At 66.7% G+C, this 17,229-nt stretch carries 20 protein-coding genes and 2 tRNA genes; 3 read left to right on the top strand and 19 right to left on the bottom strand.

Translation table 11 applies throughout. The features are described from left to right. Window positions 1-16: 16 nt before the first annotated feature. The 4 genes from H610_RS0104275 to dapA all read right to left on the bottom strand — a co-directional run bounded on the left by H610_RS0104275 (window position 17) and on the right by dapA (window position 3,140). A tRNA-Ser gene (locus H610_RS0104275) sits at window positions 17-106 on the bottom strand. A 91-nt stretch (window positions 107-197) separates the two neighbouring features. Next, the gene (locus tag H610_RS0104270) at window positions 198-1,067 is read right to left on the bottom strand and encodes a phosphoribosylaminoimidazolesuccinocarboxamide synthase (RefSeq protein ID WP_028238536.1); all 870 of its coding nucleotides are present in this window, start codon (window positions 1,065-1,067) and stop codon (window positions 198-200) included. An 82-nt stretch (window positions 1,068-1,149) separates the two neighbouring features. After that, window positions 1,150-2,247, bottom strand: coding sequence for an outer membrane protein assembly factor BamC (bamC, locus tag H610_RS0104265; protein WP_028238535.1), 1,098 nt, complete (start codon window positions 2,245-2,247; stop codon window positions 1,150-1,152). A gap of 14 nt (window positions 2,248-2,261) precedes the next feature. Continuing rightward, window positions 2,262-3,140 carry a 4-hydroxy-tetrahydrodipicolinate synthase gene (gene dapA / locus H610_RS0104260; RefSeq protein WP_028238534.1) on the bottom strand — a complete coding sequence of 293 codons (879 nt, stop codon included), beginning with the start codon at window positions 3,138-3,140 and terminating at the stop codon, window positions 2,262-2,264. A gap of 202 nt (window positions 3,141-3,342) precedes the next feature. Here dapA and H610_RS0104255 point away from each other — a divergent pair, with 202 nt between their 5' ends. Both H610_RS0104255 and H610_RS0104250 read left to right on the top strand, forming a co-directional pair. Then, the gene (locus tag H610_RS0104255; RefSeq protein WP_028238533.1) at window positions 3,343-3,900 is read left to right on the top strand and encodes a glycine cleavage system protein R; all 558 of its coding nucleotides are present in this window, start codon (window positions 3,343-3,345) and stop codon (window positions 3,898-3,900) included. 9 nt (window positions 3,901-3,909) lie between these two features. Then, window positions 3,910-4,383 (top strand): peroxiredoxin, encoded by a 474-nt coding sequence (locus tag H610_RS0104250; RefSeq protein WP_028238532.1) that lies wholly within the window; start codon window positions 3,910-3,912, stop codon window positions 4,381-4,383. A gap of 12 nt (window positions 4,384-4,395) precedes the next feature. Here H610_RS0104250 and H610_RS0104245 read toward each other — a convergent pair whose 3' ends face one another. Next, window positions 4,396-5,472 (bottom strand): AI-2E family transporter, encoded by a 1,077-nt coding sequence (locus H610_RS0104245; RefSeq protein WP_028238531.1) that lies wholly within the window; start codon window positions 5,470-5,472, stop codon window positions 4,396-4,398. 14 nt (window positions 5,473-5,486) lie between these two features. Next, entirely contained in the window at window positions 5,487-5,738 is a 252-nt protein-coding gene (locus H610_RS0104240) for a sulfurtransferase TusA family protein (RefSeq protein WP_028238530.1), read from the bottom strand. A gap of 105 nt (window positions 5,739-5,843) precedes the next feature. Between H610_RS0104240 and H610_RS0104235 the strand changes: the two genes are divergently transcribed. After that, a complete protein-coding gene (locus tag H610_RS0104235) occupies window positions 5,844-7,277 on the top strand; it encodes a M48 family metalloprotease (protein ID WP_028238529.1) in 1,434 nt (477 codons plus the stop codon). Window positions 7,278-7,305: 28 nt separating this feature from the next. Here the strand turns inward: H610_RS0104235 and nadA are convergent, their stop codons facing one another. The 13 genes from nadA to ruvC all read right to left on the bottom strand — a co-directional run bounded on the left by nadA (window position 7,306) and on the right by ruvC (window position 17,216). Then, entirely contained in the window at window positions 7,306-8,364 is a 1,059-nt protein-coding gene (gene nadA / locus H610_RS0104230) for a quinolinate synthase NadA (RefSeq protein ID WP_028238528.1), read from the bottom strand. A gap of 262 nt (window positions 8,365-8,626) precedes the next feature. Then, window positions 8,627-8,702, bottom strand: a tRNA-Lys gene (locus H610_RS0104225). Window positions 8,703-8,761: 59 nt separating this feature from the next. Beyond that, window positions 8,762-9,436 carry a 7-cyano-7-deazaguanine synthase QueC gene (queC, locus tag H610_RS0104220; RefSeq protein ID WP_028238527.1) on the bottom strand — a complete coding sequence of 225 codons (675 nt, stop codon included), beginning with the start codon at window positions 9,434-9,436 and terminating at the stop codon, window positions 8,762-8,764. A gap of 95 nt (window positions 9,437-9,531) precedes the next feature. Continuing rightward, complete coding sequence (gene ybgF / locus H610_RS0104215; protein WP_043237583.1) at window positions 9,532-10,365, bottom strand: tol-pal system protein YbgF; 834 nt, start codon at window positions 10,363-10,365, stop codon at window positions 9,532-9,534. 6 nt (window positions 10,366-10,371) lie between these two features. Beyond that, window positions 10,372-10,878, bottom strand: coding sequence for a peptidoglycan-associated lipoprotein Pal (gene pal / locus H610_RS0104210; protein WP_028238525.1), 507 nt, complete (start codon window positions 10,876-10,878; stop codon window positions 10,372-10,374). A 55-nt stretch (window positions 10,879-10,933) separates the two neighbouring features. Beyond that, a complete protein-coding gene (gene tolB, locus H610_RS0104205) occupies window positions 10,934-12,232 on the bottom strand; it encodes a Tol-Pal system beta propeller repeat protein TolB (protein WP_028238524.1) in 1,299 nt (432 codons plus the stop codon). After that, the gene (gene tolA / locus H610_RS0104200; RefSeq protein ID WP_028238523.1) at window positions 12,229-13,290 is read right to left on the bottom strand and encodes a cell envelope integrity protein TolA; all 1,062 of its coding nucleotides are present in this window, start codon (window positions 13,288-13,290) and stop codon (window positions 12,229-12,231) included. The genes tolB and tolA overlap by 4 nt, the downstream gene beginning before the upstream one ends. Beyond that, entirely contained in the window at window positions 13,287-13,739 is a 453-nt protein-coding gene (gene tolR, locus H610_RS0104195) for a protein TolR (protein ID WP_028238522.1), read from the bottom strand. The genes tolA and tolR overlap by 4 nt, the downstream gene beginning before the upstream one ends. 11 nt (window positions 13,740-13,750) lie before the next feature. Beyond that, window positions 13,751-14,443 carry a protein TolQ gene (gene tolQ / locus H610_RS0104190; protein ID WP_028238521.1) on the bottom strand — a complete coding sequence of 231 codons (693 nt, stop codon included), beginning with the start codon at window positions 14,441-14,443 and terminating at the stop codon, window positions 13,751-13,753. A 2-nt stretch (window positions 14,444-14,445) separates the two neighbouring features. Then, window positions 14,446-14,889, bottom strand: a complete 444-nt coding sequence (ybgC, locus tag H610_RS0104185) for a tol-pal system-associated acyl-CoA thioesterase (protein ID WP_028238520.1) — start codon at window positions 14,887-14,889, stop codon at window positions 14,446-14,448. Window positions 14,890-14,946: 57 nt separating this feature from the next. After that, window positions 14,947-16,011 carry a Holliday junction branch migration DNA helicase RuvB gene (ruvB, locus tag H610_RS0104180; RefSeq protein ID WP_028238519.1) on the bottom strand — a complete coding sequence of 355 codons (1,065 nt, stop codon included), beginning with the start codon at window positions 16,009-16,011 and terminating at the stop codon, window positions 14,947-14,949. Next, a complete protein-coding gene (ruvA, locus tag H610_RS0104175) occupies window positions 16,012-16,617 on the bottom strand; it encodes a Holliday junction branch migration protein RuvA (RefSeq protein ID WP_028238518.1) in 606 nt (201 codons plus the stop codon). 74 nt (window positions 16,618-16,691) lie between these two features. Then, complete coding sequence (gene ruvC / locus H610_RS0104170) at window positions 16,692-17,216, bottom strand: crossover junction endodeoxyribonuclease RuvC (protein WP_028238517.1); 525 nt, start codon at window positions 17,214-17,216, stop codon at window positions 16,692-16,694. Window positions 17,217-17,229 lie beyond the last annotated feature (13 nt).

Genomic DNA, 17,229 nt, shown 5'->3' with positions numbered 1-17,229 from the left:
TTTCCTGTTTCGATAATGGCGGAGAGATAGGGATTTGAACCCTAGGTACGGTTGCCCGTACAACGGATTTCGAATCCGTCCCGTTCGGCCACTCCGGCATCTCTCCAGCGGCGCGCATCATAACAGGTCGGTTGCTTTTGTCGACCCTGCACGCAAAATTTTCCGCTGCTTTCAGGCGCTTGCCGTGCCCGAGGCGATCAGCTCGTCAGCCGGGTCAGCGCCTCGCGGTACTTGTCGGCGGTCTTCTGCGCCACCTCGGCGGGCACGGCCGGGGCCGGCGGCTGCTTGTTCCAGCCGGTGCTCTCCAGCCAGTCGCGCACGAACTGCTTGTCGAAGCTCGGCGGGTTGCGCCCTTCGACGTAGCTGTCGGCCGGCCAGAAGCGGCTCGAATCCGGGGTCAGCACCTCGTCCATCAGGGTCAGGGTACCGCTCTCGTCGAGGCCGAATTCGAACTTGGTGTCGGCTATGATGATGCCGCGGGTAGCCGCGTATTCCACCGCGGCGGTGTAGAGGGCGATTGCCGTGTCGCGCACCTTGGCCGCCAGTTCGACACCGATCAGTGCCTCGCATTGGGCGAAGGAGATGTTCTCGTCGTGATCGCCGACCGCCGCCTTGGTCGAAGGCGTGAAGATCGGCTCGGGCAGGCGCGCCGCTTCCTTCAGCCCAGTCGGCAGCGCGATGCCGCAGACGGTGCCGGTCTGCTGGTATTCCTTCCAGCCGGAGCCGGCCAGGTAGCCGCGCACGATGGCCTCCACGGCGACCGGCTTGAGTCGCTTGGCGACCACCGCGCGCCCCTCGACCAGCGGCAACTCCGCCGCCGGCACCACGTCCTCGACGCGGTCGCCGGTGAAGTGGTTGGGCACGAGGTGCGCCAGCTTGGCGAACCAGAAGTTGGAGATCGCGGTGAGGATCTTGCCCTTTTCGGGAATCGGCTCGGCGAGGATGACGTCGAAGGCCGACAACCGGTCGGTGGCGACCATCAGCATGCGCGTGTCGTCGATCTCGTAGAGGTCACGGACCTTGCCGGAGTAGATCTTCTTCAGGCTCAGGGCGGCGGGTTGGGTCATGGGCTATTCCGCATGTGTCAGAAACGAAGACAGGCGATGTCCGGGGGCTCGCCTGTCAGAGGATCGCAGCAGCACCGGGCGGTCAGCCCAGGTTGTCCTGGATCAGCCGCAGGATGCGTTGGGCCACGTCGGCCGGGGCGACCGTGTCGAGGTTCTTCTCGACCGACACCTGCACGCTGTTGCCGACGTCGGTCAGGCGCACCTGATAGCGCTGGGCGCGCGCTTCGATTTCCTTCTCGTCCGGCTCGCTGCCGAACAGGCGCGCGAAGAAGCCCGGGCGCTCGTCCGGATTGACCGCACCTTCGGCCAGGTTGATGTAGTAGACCCCGAGGCTGCGATTGAGGTCGTCGACCCGTACGTCACCGGCCTGTAGCGCGCGGCCGACGCTCGACCAGGCACGGTTGAGGTCGGTGTCGAGCTCGAGGATCGGGTTGCCGCTGCCGTCCTGGGTCATGGCGACCCGATCCGGCGCGTCGTATTGCCGCTCGGCGAGCAGGGACACCGGCCCGCCCTGCTGGCCGCTGGCCAGGCTGGTGAGCAGGCCGTCGAGCAGGGCGGCATCTACGTTCGGATGCTCCGGGCGCTCGGCGAAGGGCACGTCCGCGCTGCTGCCGGCCGGCCGCTGGGCGCTGAGGATGGAGATTTCGCTGGTGTTGCGCTGTACGCCCGGTTCGACGCGCACGCGCACGCGGGTTTCCGTCGAGCCGTTGCCCAGGTGCCGGGCGAGCGAGCCGTCGAGGTCACCCGGGCGCTGCCACTCGGTGACGAACTCGCCGGTCTGCGGGCGCTCTTCGGCGATCGCGAAGCCGTTGTCGGCGAAGTACTGGCGAACGGCGGTCCAGGCCTGCGCCGGGCTGCGCAGGGCGACCAGCCAGCGCCGCTCGCCGGAGCGCTGCAGGCTGAAATCGCTGGCCTGCTCGACCACCTGCAGCTTCTGCGGGCGCGGCACTTCGTACTTGTCGCCGTTGCGCGGCGACGCGACCTGCTGCGGAACGGGCAGCAGGGGCTCCAGCGGACGCATCTGGACGCCGGCCGGGATCTCCATCGGCGCCGTTTCATGGGCCGCCAGATAATCGCTGCCGCGGTCGCGGAAATAGCCGTCGTCACCCCACAGCCAGCCACAGCCGCTGGTACTGGAGACGATCAGCGCGAGGGTCGAGAATCCGGCCAGTCGTTTCATCCGTGATCCTTCCCTCACGCCAGCATGCCCGACTGGCGCATGGCCTGACGCAGCGGTTCTTGGCAACGGGGGCTCAGCCAGGTCAGCGGCAGGCGGATGCCGTCGGGCATCATGCCCATCTCGTGCAGTGCCCACTTGACCGGAATCGGGTTGGCCTCGATGAACAGCATCTGGTGCAGCGGCAGCAGCTTCTGGTGGATGGCCCGCGCCTTCTCCGCGTCGCCGGCGATCGCCGCGGCGCACAGCTCGCTCATGGCACGCGGCGCCACGTTGGCGGTCACCGAGATGTTGCCTTTGCCGCCCATCAGCATCAGCTCGACGGCGGTGGCGTCGTCACCGGAATAGACGAGGAAGCCCGGCGCGACGCGGTCCAGCACCTCGCGGCCGCGCTGCAGGTCGCCGGTGGCTTCCTTCACGCCGATGATGTTGTCCACCTTCGACAGCCTCTCGATGGTCTCCGGCAGCATGTCGCAGGCGGTACGGCCCGGCACGTTGTAGAGGATCTGCGGGATCGCCACGGATTCGGCGATGTGCAGGAAGTGCTGGTACAGGCCTTCCTGGGTCGGCTTGTTGTAGTAGGGGGTCACCAGCAGGCAGGCGTCGGCGCCGGCGCCCTTGGCCAGTTCGGTCAGCTCGACCGCCTCGCGGGTGGAGTTGGCGCCGGTGCCGGCGATGACCGGGATGCGGCCGTTGACCTGGTCGACGACGCGGCGAATCACCTCGACGTGCTCGTCGACGTCCAGGGTCGCCGACTCGCCGGTGGTGCCGACCGCCACGATCGCGTCGGTGCCTTCCTGCAGATGGAAGTCCACCAGTTTGCCCAGGCTGTCCCAGTCCAGACCGCCCTGTGCATCCATGGGCGTGACCAGTGCCACCATACTGCCCGAAATCATGCGACCACCCCTGCTGGAAAAGAGAGGGCGTAATGGTACAAGGCTCCTTGGCGCTTTGCGATAGCCGAGGCGAGACGCCGCTCCGGCGCGGCACCCGCAGCCACCGCCGGGACCTTACGCATTCCCTCGGCGACCGCTTTTGGCTACCCTTAGCGGTTTTCGGCCCGGCATCCCGAGCCGCTCATTTTTGCAGGATCACCGCATGTCCACCGCTACCGTACGCGAACAGTTCCTCGTCATCAGCGCCCTGGGTCCGAACCCCATGGAGCTGACCAACGTACTCTCGCGCGCCTGTCACGAAAACCGCTGCGCCATCGTCAGCAGCCGCCTGAGCCGGCATGGCGAGTACAGCGCGCTGGTGCTGCAGATCTCCGGCAGCTGGGATGCGCTGGCGCGGATGGAATCGGCCCTGCCAGGGCTGGCCAAGCGCCACGGTTTCAGCACCGACGTGGTACGCAGCGCAGCGATGGAAGTGCGCCCGCAGGCGCTGCCCTACGTCGCCTACGTCAGCGCCGCCTATCGGCCGGACATCCTCAGCGAGCTGTGCCAGTTCTTCAGCGACCACCGCGTCGAACTGGAAAGCATGACCTGCGACACCTACCTGGCACCGCAGACCGGCGGCACCATGCTCAACGCCACCCTGACGGTCACCCTGCCGGCCGGCACCCAGATCAGCTGGCTGCGCGACCAGTTCCTCGACTTCGCCGACGCCCTCAACCTGGACGCCCTGATCGAACCCTGGCGCCCGCAGAACACCTAAGGACACCCCATGGCCGTGACGCTCGACCAACCCGTTCCCGCCTTCGAAGCCCAGGCCACCAGCGGCCAGACGGTCCGCCTGGAGGAGCTGAAAGGCCGGCAGGTGGTGCTCTACTTCTACCCCAAGGACAGCACCCCGGGCTGCACCACCCAGGGCCAGCGCTTCCGCGACCGCCACCAGGACTTCCTCGCCGCCGACACCCTGGTATTCGGCGTCTCGCGCGACGGCCTGAGGAGCCACGAGAACTTTCGCAGCAAGCAGGGCTTTCCGTTCGAGCTCATTTCCGATCCGGACGAGACGCTGTGCAAGCTGTTCGACGTGATCAAGCTGAAGAAGCTCTACGGCAAGGAATACCTCGGCATCGACCGCAGCACTTTCCTCATCGACCGCGAGGGCGTACTGCGGCGCGAATGGCGCGGGGTCAAGGTACCCGGCCACGTGGACGCCGTGCTGGCAGCGGCGCAGGCCCTCGCCCGCGGCTGACCGCCCTCCCCCTCAGGCCTCGCCGAGCGGCGGGGCCACCACCCCCTGCCTTGGCCAGGCGTTGATCACCGCCTTGCACAGGGTGGCCAGCGGAATCGCGAAGAACACGCCCCAGAAGCCCCAGAGCCCGCCGAACAGCAGTACCGCGCAGATGATCGCCACCGGGTGCAGGTTCACCGCCTCGGAGAACAGCAGCGGCACCAGCACGTTGCCGTCCAGCGCCTGGATGATGGCGTAGGCGATCATCAGGTAGAGGAACTGGTCGCCCCAGCCCCACTGGAACAGCCCGATGAGCGCGATCGGGACGGTCACCACCGTGGCGCCGATGTAGGGCACCACCACCGACAGGCCGACCAGCAGCGCGAGCAGGGCCGCATAGTTCAGCTTCATGTAGGCGAACACGGCGTATGACACCACGGCGCAGATGAGGATCTCGATCGCCTTGCCGCGGATGTAGTTGGCGATCTGCTGGTTCATTTCGCCGGCCACCTGGACGATCAGGCCCCGTTCGCGCGGCATGTAGCCGCCGATCCAGGCGGCGATCTGCTCGCGGTCCTTGAGGAAGAAGAACACCAGGATCGGCACCAGCACCAGGTAGATCATCAGCCCCAGCAGCAGGGGCAGGTTCGACAGCGACGAGGTCAGCAGGACCTGCCCGAACCGCCCGAGTTCGCCGCGGAAGCCGCCAATCGCCTGCAGCACCTGAGCCTCGGTAATCAGTTGCGGATAGCGCTCGGGCAACAGCAGGAGCAACGCCTGCCACTCGGTGAGCATGCGCGGCAATTCGTTGAACAGGTTCTGCACCTGCTGCCAGAGCAGCGGAACCAGTACCAGCATGCACAGCGCCAGCGCCCCGACGAACAGCGTGAACACCAGCCACACCGCCGCCAGGTGCGGCACCCGCCACTGTTCCAGCTTGGCCACCACCCCCTGCATCAGGTAGGCGAGCACCAGCCCGGCGATGACCGGCGCCAGGATGTCGCCCAGTGTCAGCACGATCGCGAAAACGGCGATCAGCAGCAGCATCAGGACCAGCGCTTCCTCGTTGGAGAAGTAGCGATGGATCCAGCGGCGCACGACCTGCAGCATGACCGTCCCCTGCCTCACGCCTTGCGCAACCAGTAATGGAACACGCCAGACACGCACTCCTCGCGCAGCAGGGCATGCCCCGCGATAGTGGCGAAGCTGCGGAAGTCGCGCTGCGAGCCCGGGTCGGTGGCGGTCACCTTGAGCACCTTCCCGCTGTCCATGCGGTTGAGCTCGAGCTTGGCCTTGAGCAGGGGCATCGGGCAATTGAGCCCGGAAGCGTCCAGCTCGACGTCGTGAGGGGGCGTCCCGGCAGTGTCTTGTGGCATCCGTCTCTCCTTCAAAGGCGAGAGAATACCGAGCCAGGACCACTGCTGGCCAGCCGCTGCAACAGGAGGCTACAGTAGCGTTTCTGCCTACACGAGCCCGACCGGATGAACCTGCTGCGCCCCACCCTGCTGACGCTCGCCTGCCTGCTGGCCACCCCCGCCCACGCCGCCAGCGACCTGCCTTCGCTGGGCGATGCGAGCTCGAGCATCGTGTCGCCGGAACAGGAGCATCTGCTCGGCCGCGCCTGGCTGAGCCTGCTGCGCCGCCAGGTCGAGCAGCTGTCCGATCCGCTGCTGAAGGACTACGTGGAGACCAGCGTCTACCGCCTGGCCGAAACCAGCCAGCTGGAAGACCGGCGCCTGGCGTTCGTGCTGCTGGAAAGCCCGCAGCTGAACGCCTTCGCCGCGCCCGGCGGGATCATCGGCGTCAACGGCGGGCTGTTCCTGCATGCGCAGACCGAAGCCGAATACGCCTCGGTGCTCGCGCACGAACTGGCGCACCTGTCGCAGCGCCATTTCGCCCGCGGGCTCGAGGCGCAGCAGCGCATGCAGCTGCCGCTGATGGCCGCCCTGCTGGCCGGCGTGGTGGCCGCCGCGGCGGGCGCCGGCGACGCCGGGATCGCCGCCATCGCCTCCAGCCAGGCAGCGGCGATCCAGGCGCAACGCTCGTTCTCGCGGCAGAACGAACAGGAGGCCGACCGCATCGGCCTGCTCAATCTGGAGCGCGCCGGCTACGATCCGCTCGCCATGCCGCAGATGTTCGAACGGCTGCTGCGCCAGTACCGCTACGACCAGAAGCCACCGGAGTTCCTGCTGACCCACCCGGTCACCGAATCGCGGATCGCCGACACCCGCAACCGCGCCTCGCAGCTGCCCACCGGCGGCACCGAGGACAGCGTGCGCTACCAGCAGATGCGCGCGCGCATGGAGCTGCATTTCGAGCAGACCCCGGGCGTCAGCGCCAAGCGCTTCCGCGCCCTGCTCAGCGAGAATCCGGATCAGCCGGCCGCCCGCTACGGCCTGGCCCTGGCCCACATCCGCAGCGGCCAGTTGCAGGAAGCCGCCGCCGAACTCGACGCCCTGCTGGCGCAGGCGCCGGACGACGCGGTCTACAACCTCGCACGCATCGAACTGGACATCACCGCCAACCGCCTGCAGGCCGCGCGCACGCGGCTCGATCGGCTGCGGCAGCTCTATCCCTCCAGCTATCCGGTGCGACAGGCGAACATCGACCTGCTGATCAAGGAAGGCAAGCGGGCGGAGGCCGAGCAGGCGCTCGACGCCCTCGTCGGGCAACGCAACAAGGACCCGGACGTCTGGTATCAGGTGGCGGAGATTCGCGGGCTGACCGGCAACATCGTCGGCCTGCACGAGGCGCGCGCAGAATATTTCTCGCTGGTGGGCGACTACGACCAGGCGATCCAGCAACTGGACTTCGCCAAGCGCCGGGCAAGCAACTTCCAGGTTTCCGCGCGCATCGACGCACGCCAGAAGCAGCTGATGGAAGAGAAGCGCATGGTCGACCAGATGCTGCGCTGAGTCGGCGAGCGGGCGCTCGCCGCCAGCCTCAGGCGTTGCCGGCCAGCTTCAGGCGCGCCGCCTGGGTGAAGTCGAGCATCCGCTTGAGCGGCCGGACCGCCCGCGGGACGAGGGCCGGGTCCACCTGGATCTCGTTGCTGCCGGTGCGCAGGCAGTCGAGCGTTCGCTCCAGCGTGTTCATCGCCATCCACGGGCAGTGCGCGCAGCTGCGGCAGGCCGCCCCGTTCCCGGCGGTGGGCGCCTCGATGAACTGCTTGTCCGGACACAGCTGCTGCATCTTGTAGAAGATGCCGCGGTCGGTCGCGACGATGAAGGTGGAATTGGGCAGCGTTTGCGCCGCCTTGATCATCTGGCTGGTCGAGCCGACCGCGTCGGCCAGTTCGATGACCGTCTCCGGCGACTCCGGATGCACCAGCACCGCGGCATCGGGATACAACGCTTTCAGGTCGGCCAATTGCTTGGCCTTGAACTCCTCGTGGACGATGCAGGCGCCATCCCAGATCAGCATGTCGGCACCGGTCTCGCGCTGGATGTAGCGCCCCAGGTGGCGGTCCGGACCCCAGATGATCGTTTCGCCGTTGTCCACCAGGCTCTCGACGATCTCCAGCGCGCAGCTGGAGGTCACCACCCAGTCGGCCCGGGCCTTCACCGCCGCCGAGGTGTTGGCATAGACCACCACCGTGCGCTCGGGGTGCTGGTCGCAGAAGGCGGAGAACTCCTCCACCGGGCAGCCGAGGTCGAGCGAACAGGTCGCCTCCAGCGTTGGCATCAGCACACGCTTTTCCGGGTTGAGGATTTTGGCGGTCTCGCCCATGAAGCGCACGCCCGCGACCACCACGGTGCGCGCCGGATGCTGGTTGCCGAAGCGGGCCATTTCCAGCGAGTCGGACACGCAACCGCCGGTCTCCTCGGCGAGCGCCTGGATCACCGGATCGGTATAGAAGTGGGCGACCAGGACGGCATCCTGACGCTCGAGCTCCTCGGCGATTTCGCGGCGCAACTGCGCTTCGCGTTCGGGCGTGAGCGGAACGGGCTGTCTGGCAGCCAGATGGGCCTGGACAAGGATGCGCTCGGGTATCTGCGACATGGTACGACCTGCTGGCGCGACGCGCGCGAAACTACGGATATCGGCCTCTGCCGGGCTCGTTCGAGCGTCGTGACGGGACGTTGCGACGGCTCGCATGGGGCTGGAGGCCGGATACTAGCCCATGGTGCGCCGGACTGAAAAGCAATGCAGGCCCCTGGCCGGCTCGGGGCCTGCGGGCTCCACGAGCAGCGGCACAGCCGCTCGAGACGAAAAAAAACCGGACGCCTCGCGGCTCCGGTTTTCTTCTGCATTCAGCGAATTATGGTGGGTCGTGTAGGATTCGAACCTACGACCAATTGGTTAAAAGCCAACTGCTCTACCGACTGAGCTAACGACCCAACGCGAAGCGCATGATACTGATTTTATTGGCTAAATCAATACGTTCCGACAAATAAAATCAGACATAGCGGGTCGGGTCGGCGATTCCCGCATCGGCAAAGCCCCTGGCACGCAGGCGGCAGCTGTCGCAGCGCCCGCAGGCTCGGCCGTCTTCGTCGGCCTGGTAGCAGGACACCGTCAACCCGTAGTCGACGCCCAGCCCCACGCCCGCCTGGATGATCTGCGCCTTGCTCAAGGTCTGCAGTGGCGCCTGGATCCTGAACCCCTGCCCTTCGACACCGGCCTTGGTGGCGAGGTTGGCCACCTGCTCGAAGGCCTGGATGAACTCGGGCCGGCAATCCGGGTAGCCGGAATAATCCACCGCATTGACCCCGATGAAGATGTCCCGCGCACCGATCACCTCGGCCCAGCCGAGGGCCAGCGCCAGGAACACGGTATTGCGCGCCGGCACGTAGGTCACCGGGATGCCCTGGGTCTCATGATCCGGGACGGGGATGCTCGTGTCGGTGAGCGCCGAGCCGCCGATGTCGTCCAGCGTCAGCCCCACGACCTTGTGCCGAACCGCGCCGAGCTGGCGGGCGATGCGCTCGGCGGCCTGCAGTTCGGCCCGATGCCGCTGGCCATAGTCGAAGCTCAGGGTATGGCAGGCATAACCCTCGGCACGCGCCATCGCGACGACAGTGGCCGAATCCAGGCCGCCGGAAAGCAGGATGACCGCCTTCTTTTCGTTCACGGGTATACCTCTGGCTGCGGTAAGAGGTCCGCCCCGTCCGGACGCACGGCGCATCGGAAGCCGGCGCAGCGCTCCGCGTTGCGGACGGAGGACGGTTACTGACGGCTCAGCTGACGCTGCGCGAGCTGGGCGGCGGAGCTGTTGGGGTACTGGGAGACGACCTGCTGCAGAATGCCCTGGGCCTTGTCGCGATTGCCCAGGCGCTGCTCGACGTCGGCCAGCTTGTAGAGCGAATCCGGCACCTTGTTGTGGTCCGGATAGGACTGGCTGACGCGGGCGAAGGCCTGGCCGGCGGCCTGGAGGTCGCCCTTGGCGAGGTTCACCTCGCCGAGCCAGTACTGGGCATTGCCGGCGTACTGGCTGTCGGGATAACGGCGCAGGAAGGCGGTGAAGGCCTGGCTGGCCTTGTCGAAGTCCTTGGCCTTGATTAGGTCGAAGGCCGCGTCGTAGTACAGCTTTTCCTTCGCCGGATCGGCCGACTCGCTGCCGGCCTGGGCGGCGGGCGCGGGCGGCGTCGGGGTGCCGCCGGCATCGATGGCGCCGACAGCGGGGGAATTCTGGCTGCTCGAAGCGCCGGAGGGCGGCGGATTCGTCGAAAGACGTCGATCCAGATCCTGGTAACGCTCGAGGCTCTCGCGCCTCAGGCGCTCGATCTCGTTCTGCTGGACTTCCACCAAGCCACGCAGCTCGGTGATTTCTTCCTGCAACTGCTGCAACTGCATGAACAGCATGCCTTCTGCCGACGCCGGGGTACTGGCCCCGCCGCCGGCATAGGCACCTGCACTGCCGCCGCCAGCGCCCTGCCCGCCAGCGGAAGGGCTCTGGGTACCGTAACCGGCACCGGAGTCGCTCTCGATGATGGGCGCCTGTGCCCAGGCTGCGCAGGGCAGGCTGAGCGCGAGGATGGCGAGGAGGCGGCGGCAGTTCATGGCGACTTACTTGCGCAGTTCGACGCGGCGGTTCTGGGCCCAGGACTGCTCGTCGTTGCCCATGGCGACCGGACGCTCTTCGCCGTAGGAGACCAGTTCCAGCTGAGCCGGGGAAACACCCTGCAGCACCAGGTAACGCTGCACGGCCTGAGCACGGCGCTCGCCCAGGGCCATGTTGTACTCGCGGGTGCCGCGCTCGTCGGCGTGGCCTTCCAGCACGACGCGGGCGCCGTTGGCCTTCAGGTCGCGAGCATGGACGTCCAGGGCACGCATGGCTTCCGGCTTGAGGTCGGAGCTGTCGTACTCGAAGTAGAAGGTGGTGATGGCGCGCAGAGCGGCTTCTTCGCTCGCGGAACCGTCCAGCGTACCGGTGCTGGCGCCATAGCCGGCATTCGGATCGATCGCAGCGCCCGAGCCTTCGCCGGAATCGTCGCCGCCCTTGGAGGAACAGCCCACGGCAACGGCCATGGCCAGCGCCAGCGCGGTGAACTTACCGAATTTCAGCATTTCCATCATGTGACTCCTAATAACCCCAGTGTGTTTTTGGTTTGATTCAAGTGACGCCGCGTCAGTTCAGGTAGGGGGACCAGGATGGCTCTCGGACTTCGCCTTGAGCGGTAGGAAGTGGGAGCCTCACTCGGCCGTTGGTGGACACGAGCATCAAGACTCCCCGGCCCTGCTGGCGGGTGGCGTAGATTAGCATGGTGCCATTAGGCGCAACAGTGGGCGACTCGTCGAGACTGGTCTCGGAAAGTATCTTCACGTTACCGCGCTGAAGATCCTGGGCCGCCACGCGAAATACGGTGTAACCCTCCTGGCGATGGACCATCACCAGGGTCTTCTCGTCGGCCGACAGCTTCGGGTTGGCGTTGTAGTTGCCGACGAAGGTGACGCGCTCCACGGCCCCGCTGGCGATGTTCAATTTGTAGATCTGCGGCTTGCCGGCGCGGTCGGAGGTGAAGTAGATCGTCTGGCCGTCACGCCCCCAGAAGGGTTCGGTGTCGATGGCGAAATGGTTGGTCACGCGCTGCAGCTGGCGGCTCGCCAGGTTCATCACGTAGATCTCGGGGTTGCCGTCCTTGGACAGGACGAAGGCCAGGCGGTTGCCGTCGGGCGACCAGGCCGGCGCGCCGTTGAGGCCTTCGAAGTTGGTGATCTGCTCGCGGCGCCCGGTGTCGACGTACTGGATGAAGATGCGCGGCTTGCGCTGTTCGAACGAGACGTAGGCGATGCGCTTGCCGTCAGGCGAGTACGACGGCGACAGGATGGGCTCGCGCGACTGCAGCAGGGTCACCGCACGGGCGCCGTCGTAGTCCGAGCGCTGCAGGGTGTAGCGGGTGTTGCTGGTGCCCAGACGCTCGACGGTGACGTACAGCAGCCGCGTGGAGAACGCGCCCTTGATGCCTGTCAGCGATTCGAAGGCTTGGTCGGCGGCGTAGTGCGCCATGTCGCGCAACTGGTCCTGCGAACCGCTGACCGTGCCGTTCATGACCTGCTGCTCGGTGGCCACGTTGAACACCGCGAACTGCACCTGCAGGCGCCCGCCGGACGGCTGGATGCTGCCGACCATCAGGTACTGCGCCCCCAGCGCGCGCCAGTCGCGATAGATGATCTCGCTGGCGCGGGTCGGCAGGCTGATCATGTTCTGCCGCGGAATCGGCTGGAAGAAACCGGAGTTGCGCATGTCGTTGCCGATGATCTCGGACATGTCCTCCGGCAGCACGGTGCCGCCCTGCCAGCCGAACGGCACGACGGCGATCGGGACGGCGCGGTCGTTGCCGCCGGAAATGATCAACGGGTCGGCCGCCTGCGCGGAACCGGCGATCAGGGCCAGCCCGAGCAGGACGATGCGGATCAGTGTGTTCACAGACTCAGGTCCTCTGGTTTGAAGATGACGCGCCGCTGACGATACAAGCGATCGAAGGTGGCGCGATCGAGTTGCTGCATTTCTGCGATACGGCCCACGCTGCGGACAGCGGCGACCGCGGAATTGTCGAAAGGCTTGTCGCCACTGGAGCGGGTCACGCTGGCGTTGGTGATGGTACCGTCGGGCAGCATTTCGATCAGCACCTCGACGGTCATGCCGTTGCGTGCCGAGGGGGGTCTGCGCCACTGCTCGCTCACCAGACGCACGATGAGATCGTCGAGGTTGCCCGCCACCTGATCGCCGACCTCGTCGGCCAGCGCCTGCTGGTAACCGGTGTCTTCGGACAGCAGCTCGGCCAGCGCCTGCGCCTTCTTGTCCTCGACCGCCTTGCGTTGTGCCTCCTCTGCAGCGGCCTTCTTCTTCGCCGCTTCGGCTGCCGCCTTCTTCTTGGCCGCCTCTTCGGCAGCTGCCTTTTTCTTCGCCGCCTCGGCCGCCGCCTTTTTCTTCGCTTCTTCCGCGGCCTTCTGCTTGGCTGCGGCCTCTTCGGCGGCTTTCTTCTTTGCCTCCTCGGCCGCTTTCTGCTTGGCCGCGGCCGCCTCGGCTGCCTTCTTCTTGGCGATCTCGGCCTGCTTCTGCTGCTCGGCGCGCTTGGCTTCTTCGGCCTTCTTCGCCACAGCCGCCGCCTGCTCGGCCTTTCGAGCCTCGGCCGCTCTCTTTTGTTCCGCGGCCTTTTGTTCCGCGGCCTTGCGCTCGGCTTCGCGCGCCGCGGCCAGGCGCTCCTGCTCCGCGCGCTTCTGCTCGAGCTGCTCGGTTTCGTGAGTCGGCGCCGAGGTCTTCTGCTGCTCGCCGGCGATCTTCTGGTTGGTCTGGGTGGTGGCCTGGCTCTGCGACTTGAGCTGGTAGAGGGTCGCCTGCACCACCGGACGGGCCGGCGGCAGCTCGGGGGTCATGGCGAAGCTGACGAACAGCAGGCCGAAGATGATCACGTGCAGACCGACCGCCAGCACGGTCGGCCAGAACAGGCTCTGCGAGGAAGAGCGCTCTTCGCGTTGCATCAGGGGGCCTCGGTGATGAGTCCGACGTTGCCCACGTCGGCCTGCTGCAGCCCGCCCATTACGGCCATCACGGAGCCGTAGTCGACCGCCTTGTCGCCGCGCACGAAGACCTGGATCTGCTTACCCTGCGAGCGGTTCTGCGCCACGATGGCGCGCGCCGCCTGCACCAGTTGTTCCAGCGACACCGCGGTTTCCTGCTGCGTCTCGACGTCCACCTCGGTGCCGACGTTCCAGTAGTAGGTCTTGTCCGCCTTGATCGAGATGGTGAGGATCTGCGCGTCGTTGTCCTGCGGCAGCACGTCGCTGCTGACCTGCGGCAGATCGACCTTGACGCCCTGGTTGAGCATGGGCGCGGTCACCATGAAGATGACCAGCAGCACCAGCATCACGTCGATGTAGGGCACCACGTTCATCTCGGCGACGGGTTTGCGTCTGTTGCGGATTCTGGCCATGGGCCACTGCCTCAATCGTCGGAAGTGTGCACTTTGCGGTGGAGGATCGCCTGGAACTCGTCGGCGAAGGTGTAGTAGCGGCCGATCAGCAGCTCGCCGCGCGCGGCGAAACGGTTGTAGGCGATGACCGCGGGGATCGCGGCGAACAGGCCGATGGCGGTGGCGATCAGCGCCTCGGCGATGCCCGGCGCCACGGTGGCGAGCGTCGCCTGCTGCACCTGGGCCAGCCCGCGGAAGGAGTTCATGATCCCCCAGACGGTGCCGAACAGGCCGATGTAGGGGCTGGTGGAACCGACCGTGGCGAGGAACGGCAGGCTGGTCTCCAGCTTCTCCTCCTCACGCGAGATGGCCACGCGCATGGCGCGGTTGACGCCGTCCATGACCGCATCCGGGTCGACGCCCGGCTGCTGGCGCAGGCGGGAGAATTCCTTGAAGCCGGCGCGGAAGATCTGTTCGACACCCGAATCCGGATCCGGATTGCTGCCGGCCTGGCGATACAGCTTGGACAGGTCGATGCCCGACCAGAAGCGCTCCTCGAAGGCGTCGAGCGCGCGCTTGGCGGCGCGCAACATGTTGCCGCGCTGGAAAATCAGAATCCACGAGGTGACCGATGCGGCCACCAGCAGCAGCATGACCAGCTGAACCACGAAGCTGGCGTTGCTGACCAGGCTCCACATGGACATGTGATCGACGTTGGCTTCCACGCTTACTCTCCTGCAGGGGATAGACCCGAGCCCGCGAAGGCCGCACGCAGCGCCGCCGGCATCGCTCGGGGTTTGAGACTGTCGGTACGTACACAGGCCACGGTGAAGTGGCCGTCGCAAAGCAGCGCATCGTCCGCCGCCCGCCGCACCTGCTGATGAAAACGCAGGCTGGCACGATTGAGCTCCACCAGTTCCGCGGTCACCAGCAGTTCGTCGTCCAGGCGCGCCGGCGCGTGATAGCGGGCCTCGCTCGAATGCACGACGAACAGCAGGTTCTCGCCGACCAGCTGCGACTGGGCGAAACCCAGGTGCCGCAGGCGCTCGGTGCGAGCCCGTTCCATGAACTTGAGGTAATTGACGTAGTAGACGATGCCTCCGGCATCGGTGTCTTCGTAATACACGCGACACCGGTGGACGAACGGCTCAGCTTGGGTTTGCGCGCGCATACTCTAGTGCCAGCCCCGGTGCTTGCCAATTGGGAGAGGTAACAATATTTATTTGCCTCACGACTCGTCGGGGCCGAACAGGTCACCGGAAGCGCCGTCCGTACCCGCGGCGGCCAGCCGCCGCGGCAGGTTCAGGCCGAAGTGCAGGTAGGCGTGACGGGTCACCACGCGCCCGCGCGGCGTGCGCATCATGTAGCCCTGCTGGATCAGGTAAGGCTCGAGCACGTCCTCGATGGTGTGGCGCTCCTCGCTGATCGCCGCGGCGAGGCTGTCGACGCCCACCGGGCCACCGTCGAATTTCTCGATCAGCGTCAGCAGCAGCCGGCGGTCCTGATGATCGAAGCCGCGCTCGTCGACGTCGAGCATGTTCAGCGCCTGGTCGGCGATCGGGCGGGTGATCTCGCCGCGGCCGCGCACCTCGGCGAAGTCGCGCACGCGGCGCAGCAGGCGATTGGCGATACGCGGCGTGCCGCGGGCGCGCCGGGCGATCTCGAAGGCGCCCTCGGGCTCGATCGGCAGGCCGAGGATGCCGGCCGAACGGCTGACGATGGTCGCCAGGTCCTCGGTGGAGTAGAACTCCAGGCGCTGCACGATACCGAAGCGGTCGCGCAGCGGGTTGGTCAGCATGCCGGCGCGGGTGGTGGCGCCGATCAGCGTGAACGGCGGCAGGTCGAGCTTGATCGAGCGCGCAGCCGGCCCCTCGCCGATCATGATGTCGAGCTGGAAGTCCTCCATCGCCGGATAGAGCACCTCCTCGACGATGGGCGAGAGCCGGTGGATTTCGTCGACGAACAGCACGTCGCCGGCCTCGAGGTTGGTCAGCAGCGCGGCCAGGTCGCCGGGGCGCTCGAGCACCGGCCCCGAGGTGCTCTTGATGGACACGCCCATTTCCGTGGCGATGATGTTCGCCAGCGTGGTCTTGCCGAGGCCGGGCGGGCCGAAGATGAGGGTGTGGTCCAGCGCCTCGCCGCGCCCCTTGGCCGCCCGGATGAACAGGTCCATTTGCTCGCGTACGCCGGGCTGGCCGATGTACTCGGCGAGCTTGAGGGGACGGATCGCGCGGTCCAGCTGATCGTCGCGATCACGCGGGGAGGCGGTGATGATTCGGTCGGCTTCGATCACTTAGACCATTCCCTTGAGTGCGCGGCGGATGAGTTCCTCGCTGCTCAGACCTTCTTCCTGTACGGCGGACACTGCGCGGCTGGCCTCCTGGGGCTTGAATCCGAGCGCGATAAGGGCGCTGACGGCGTCGCTTTCGGCGCTTGAGACTGCCACACCCGAGCGGGGTTCCACCACCAGCGGGGCGATGGACGGCATGGTTTCCCAGGCCTTGAAGCGATCCTTGAGCTCGACCAGCAGGCGCTCGGCGGTCTTCTTGCCGACCCCGGGGACCTTCACCAGCGCCGAGGTGTCCTGCGCCTGCACGCAACGCACCAGCTCGTCCACCTCGAGCCCGGACATCAGCGCCAGCGCCAGCTTCGGCCCGACGCCATTGAGCCGGATCAGCTCGCGGAACAGCTCGCGCTCGCGCTTCTCGGCGAACCCGTACAGCAGGTGCGCGTCCTCGCGAACCACCAGGTGGGTATGCAGGGTGACCGGCTCGCCCACCGAGGGCAGCCGATAAAGAGTCGTCATCGGCACTTCGACTTCATAGCCGATGCCGTTCACGTCGAGAATCAGGTACGGCGGTTGCTTTTCCGCCAGGTTGCCACGCAAGCGTCCAATCACGAAGGTATTGCCTCTTCAGCCAAGGGCCGAATTCTGAGGCAATGCGCCGGCGCCGAACAGCGTTTCGGCAGCTTCTACAGCCTCAACCGCCCGCCGCGCCTTCTGGCGCCGAGCAGCCCGTGGGGAATCAGGCTCTGCCGATGGTGGGCGTGGCAGAGCGCGATGGCCAGCGCGTCCGAGGCATCGATCTGCGGTTTCTGCACCAGCTTGAGCAGGTGCATGACCATCATCAGCACCTGCTGCTTGTCGGCGCCGCCGGTACCGGCGATCGCCTGCTTGACCTGGGACGCGGTGTATTCGGAAATCTCCAGGCCCTGCTCGGCGGCGGCGACGATCGCCGCGCCGCGCGCTTGGCCGAGCTTGAGCGCCGAATCCGGGTTGCGCGCCATGAACACCTGCTCGATGCCCATGGTCACCGGCCCATGCAGGCGGATCACCTCGCAGATACCGCGGTAGACCGCCTGCAGCCGCTCGTGCATCTCGCCGCTGCCGGTGCGGATGCAGCCGGAGGCGACGTACTCGCAGCCGCGCCCGGTATCGCGCACCACGCCGTAGCCGGTGATGCGCGAGCCGGGGTCGATTCCCAAAATCAGCGTCATGGCGTGGCATCCG

Source organism: Stutzerimonas azotifigens DSM 17556, from assembly GCF_000425625.1.
In the GTDB taxonomy this organism is placed as follows: Bacteria; Pseudomonadota; Gammaproteobacteria; order Pseudomonadales; family Pseudomonadaceae; genus Stutzerimonas; species Stutzerimonas azotifigens.
The sequence above is the reverse complement of the archived record's forward strand: the minus strand, read 5'-3'. Positions and strand labels throughout refer to the sequence as shown.

What these genes read in the sequence shown, in the direction of transcription:
- H610_RS0104270 (WP_028238536.1), bottom strand. Translation starts at nt 1,067, where the DNA reads ATGACCCAACCCGCCGCCCTGAGCCTGAAGAAGATCTACTCCGGCAAG.
- bamC (WP_028238535.1), bottom strand. Translation starts at nt 2,247, where the DNA reads ATGAAACGACTGGCCGGATTCTCGACCCTCGCGCTGATCGTCTCCAGT.
- dapA (WP_028238534.1), bottom strand. Translation starts at nt 3,140, where the DNA reads ATGATTTCGGGCAGTATGGTGGCACTGGTCACGCCCATGGATGCACAG.
- H610_RS0104255 (WP_028238533.1), top strand. Translation starts at nt 3,343, where the DNA reads ATGTCCACCGCTACCGTACGCGAACAGTTCCTCGTCATCAGCGCCCTG.
- H610_RS0104250 (WP_028238532.1), top strand. Translation starts at nt 3,910, where the DNA reads ATGGCCGTGACGCTCGACCAACCCGTTCCCGCCTTCGAAGCCCAGGCC.
- H610_RS0104245 (WP_028238531.1), bottom strand. Translation starts at nt 5,472, where the DNA reads ATGCTGCAGGTCGTGCGCCGCTGGATCCATCGCTACTTCTCCAACGAG.
- H610_RS0104240 (WP_028238530.1), bottom strand. Translation starts at nt 5,738, where the DNA reads ATGCCACAAGACACTGCCGGGACGCCCCCTCACGACGTCGAGCTGGAC.
- H610_RS0104235 (WP_028238529.1), top strand. Translation starts at nt 5,844, where the DNA reads ATGAACCTGCTGCGCCCCACCCTGCTGACGCTCGCCTGCCTGCTGGCC.
- nadA (WP_028238528.1), bottom strand. Translation starts at nt 8,364, where the DNA reads ATGTCGCAGATACCCGAGCGCATCCTTGTCCAGGCCCATCTGGCTGCC.
- ybgF (WP_043237583.1), bottom strand. Translation starts at nt 10,365, where the DNA reads ATGAACTGCCGCCGCCTCCTCGCCATCCTCGCGCTCAGCCTGCCCTGC.
- pal (WP_028238525.1), bottom strand. Translation starts at nt 10,878, where the DNA reads ATGGAAATGCTGAAATTCGGTAAGTTCACCGCGCTGGCGCTGGCCATG.
- tolR (WP_028238522.1), bottom strand. Translation starts at nt 13,739, where the DNA reads ATGGCCAGAATCCGCAACAGACGCAAACCCGTCGCCGAGATGAACGTG.
- ybgC (WP_028238520.1), bottom strand. Translation starts at nt 14,889, where the DNA reads ATGCGCGCGCAAACCCAAGCTGAGCCGTTCGTCCACCGGTGTCGCGTG.
- ruvC (WP_028238517.1), bottom strand. Translation starts at nt 17,216, where the DNA reads ATGACGCTGATTTTGGGAATCGACCCCGGCTCGCGCATCACCGGCTAC.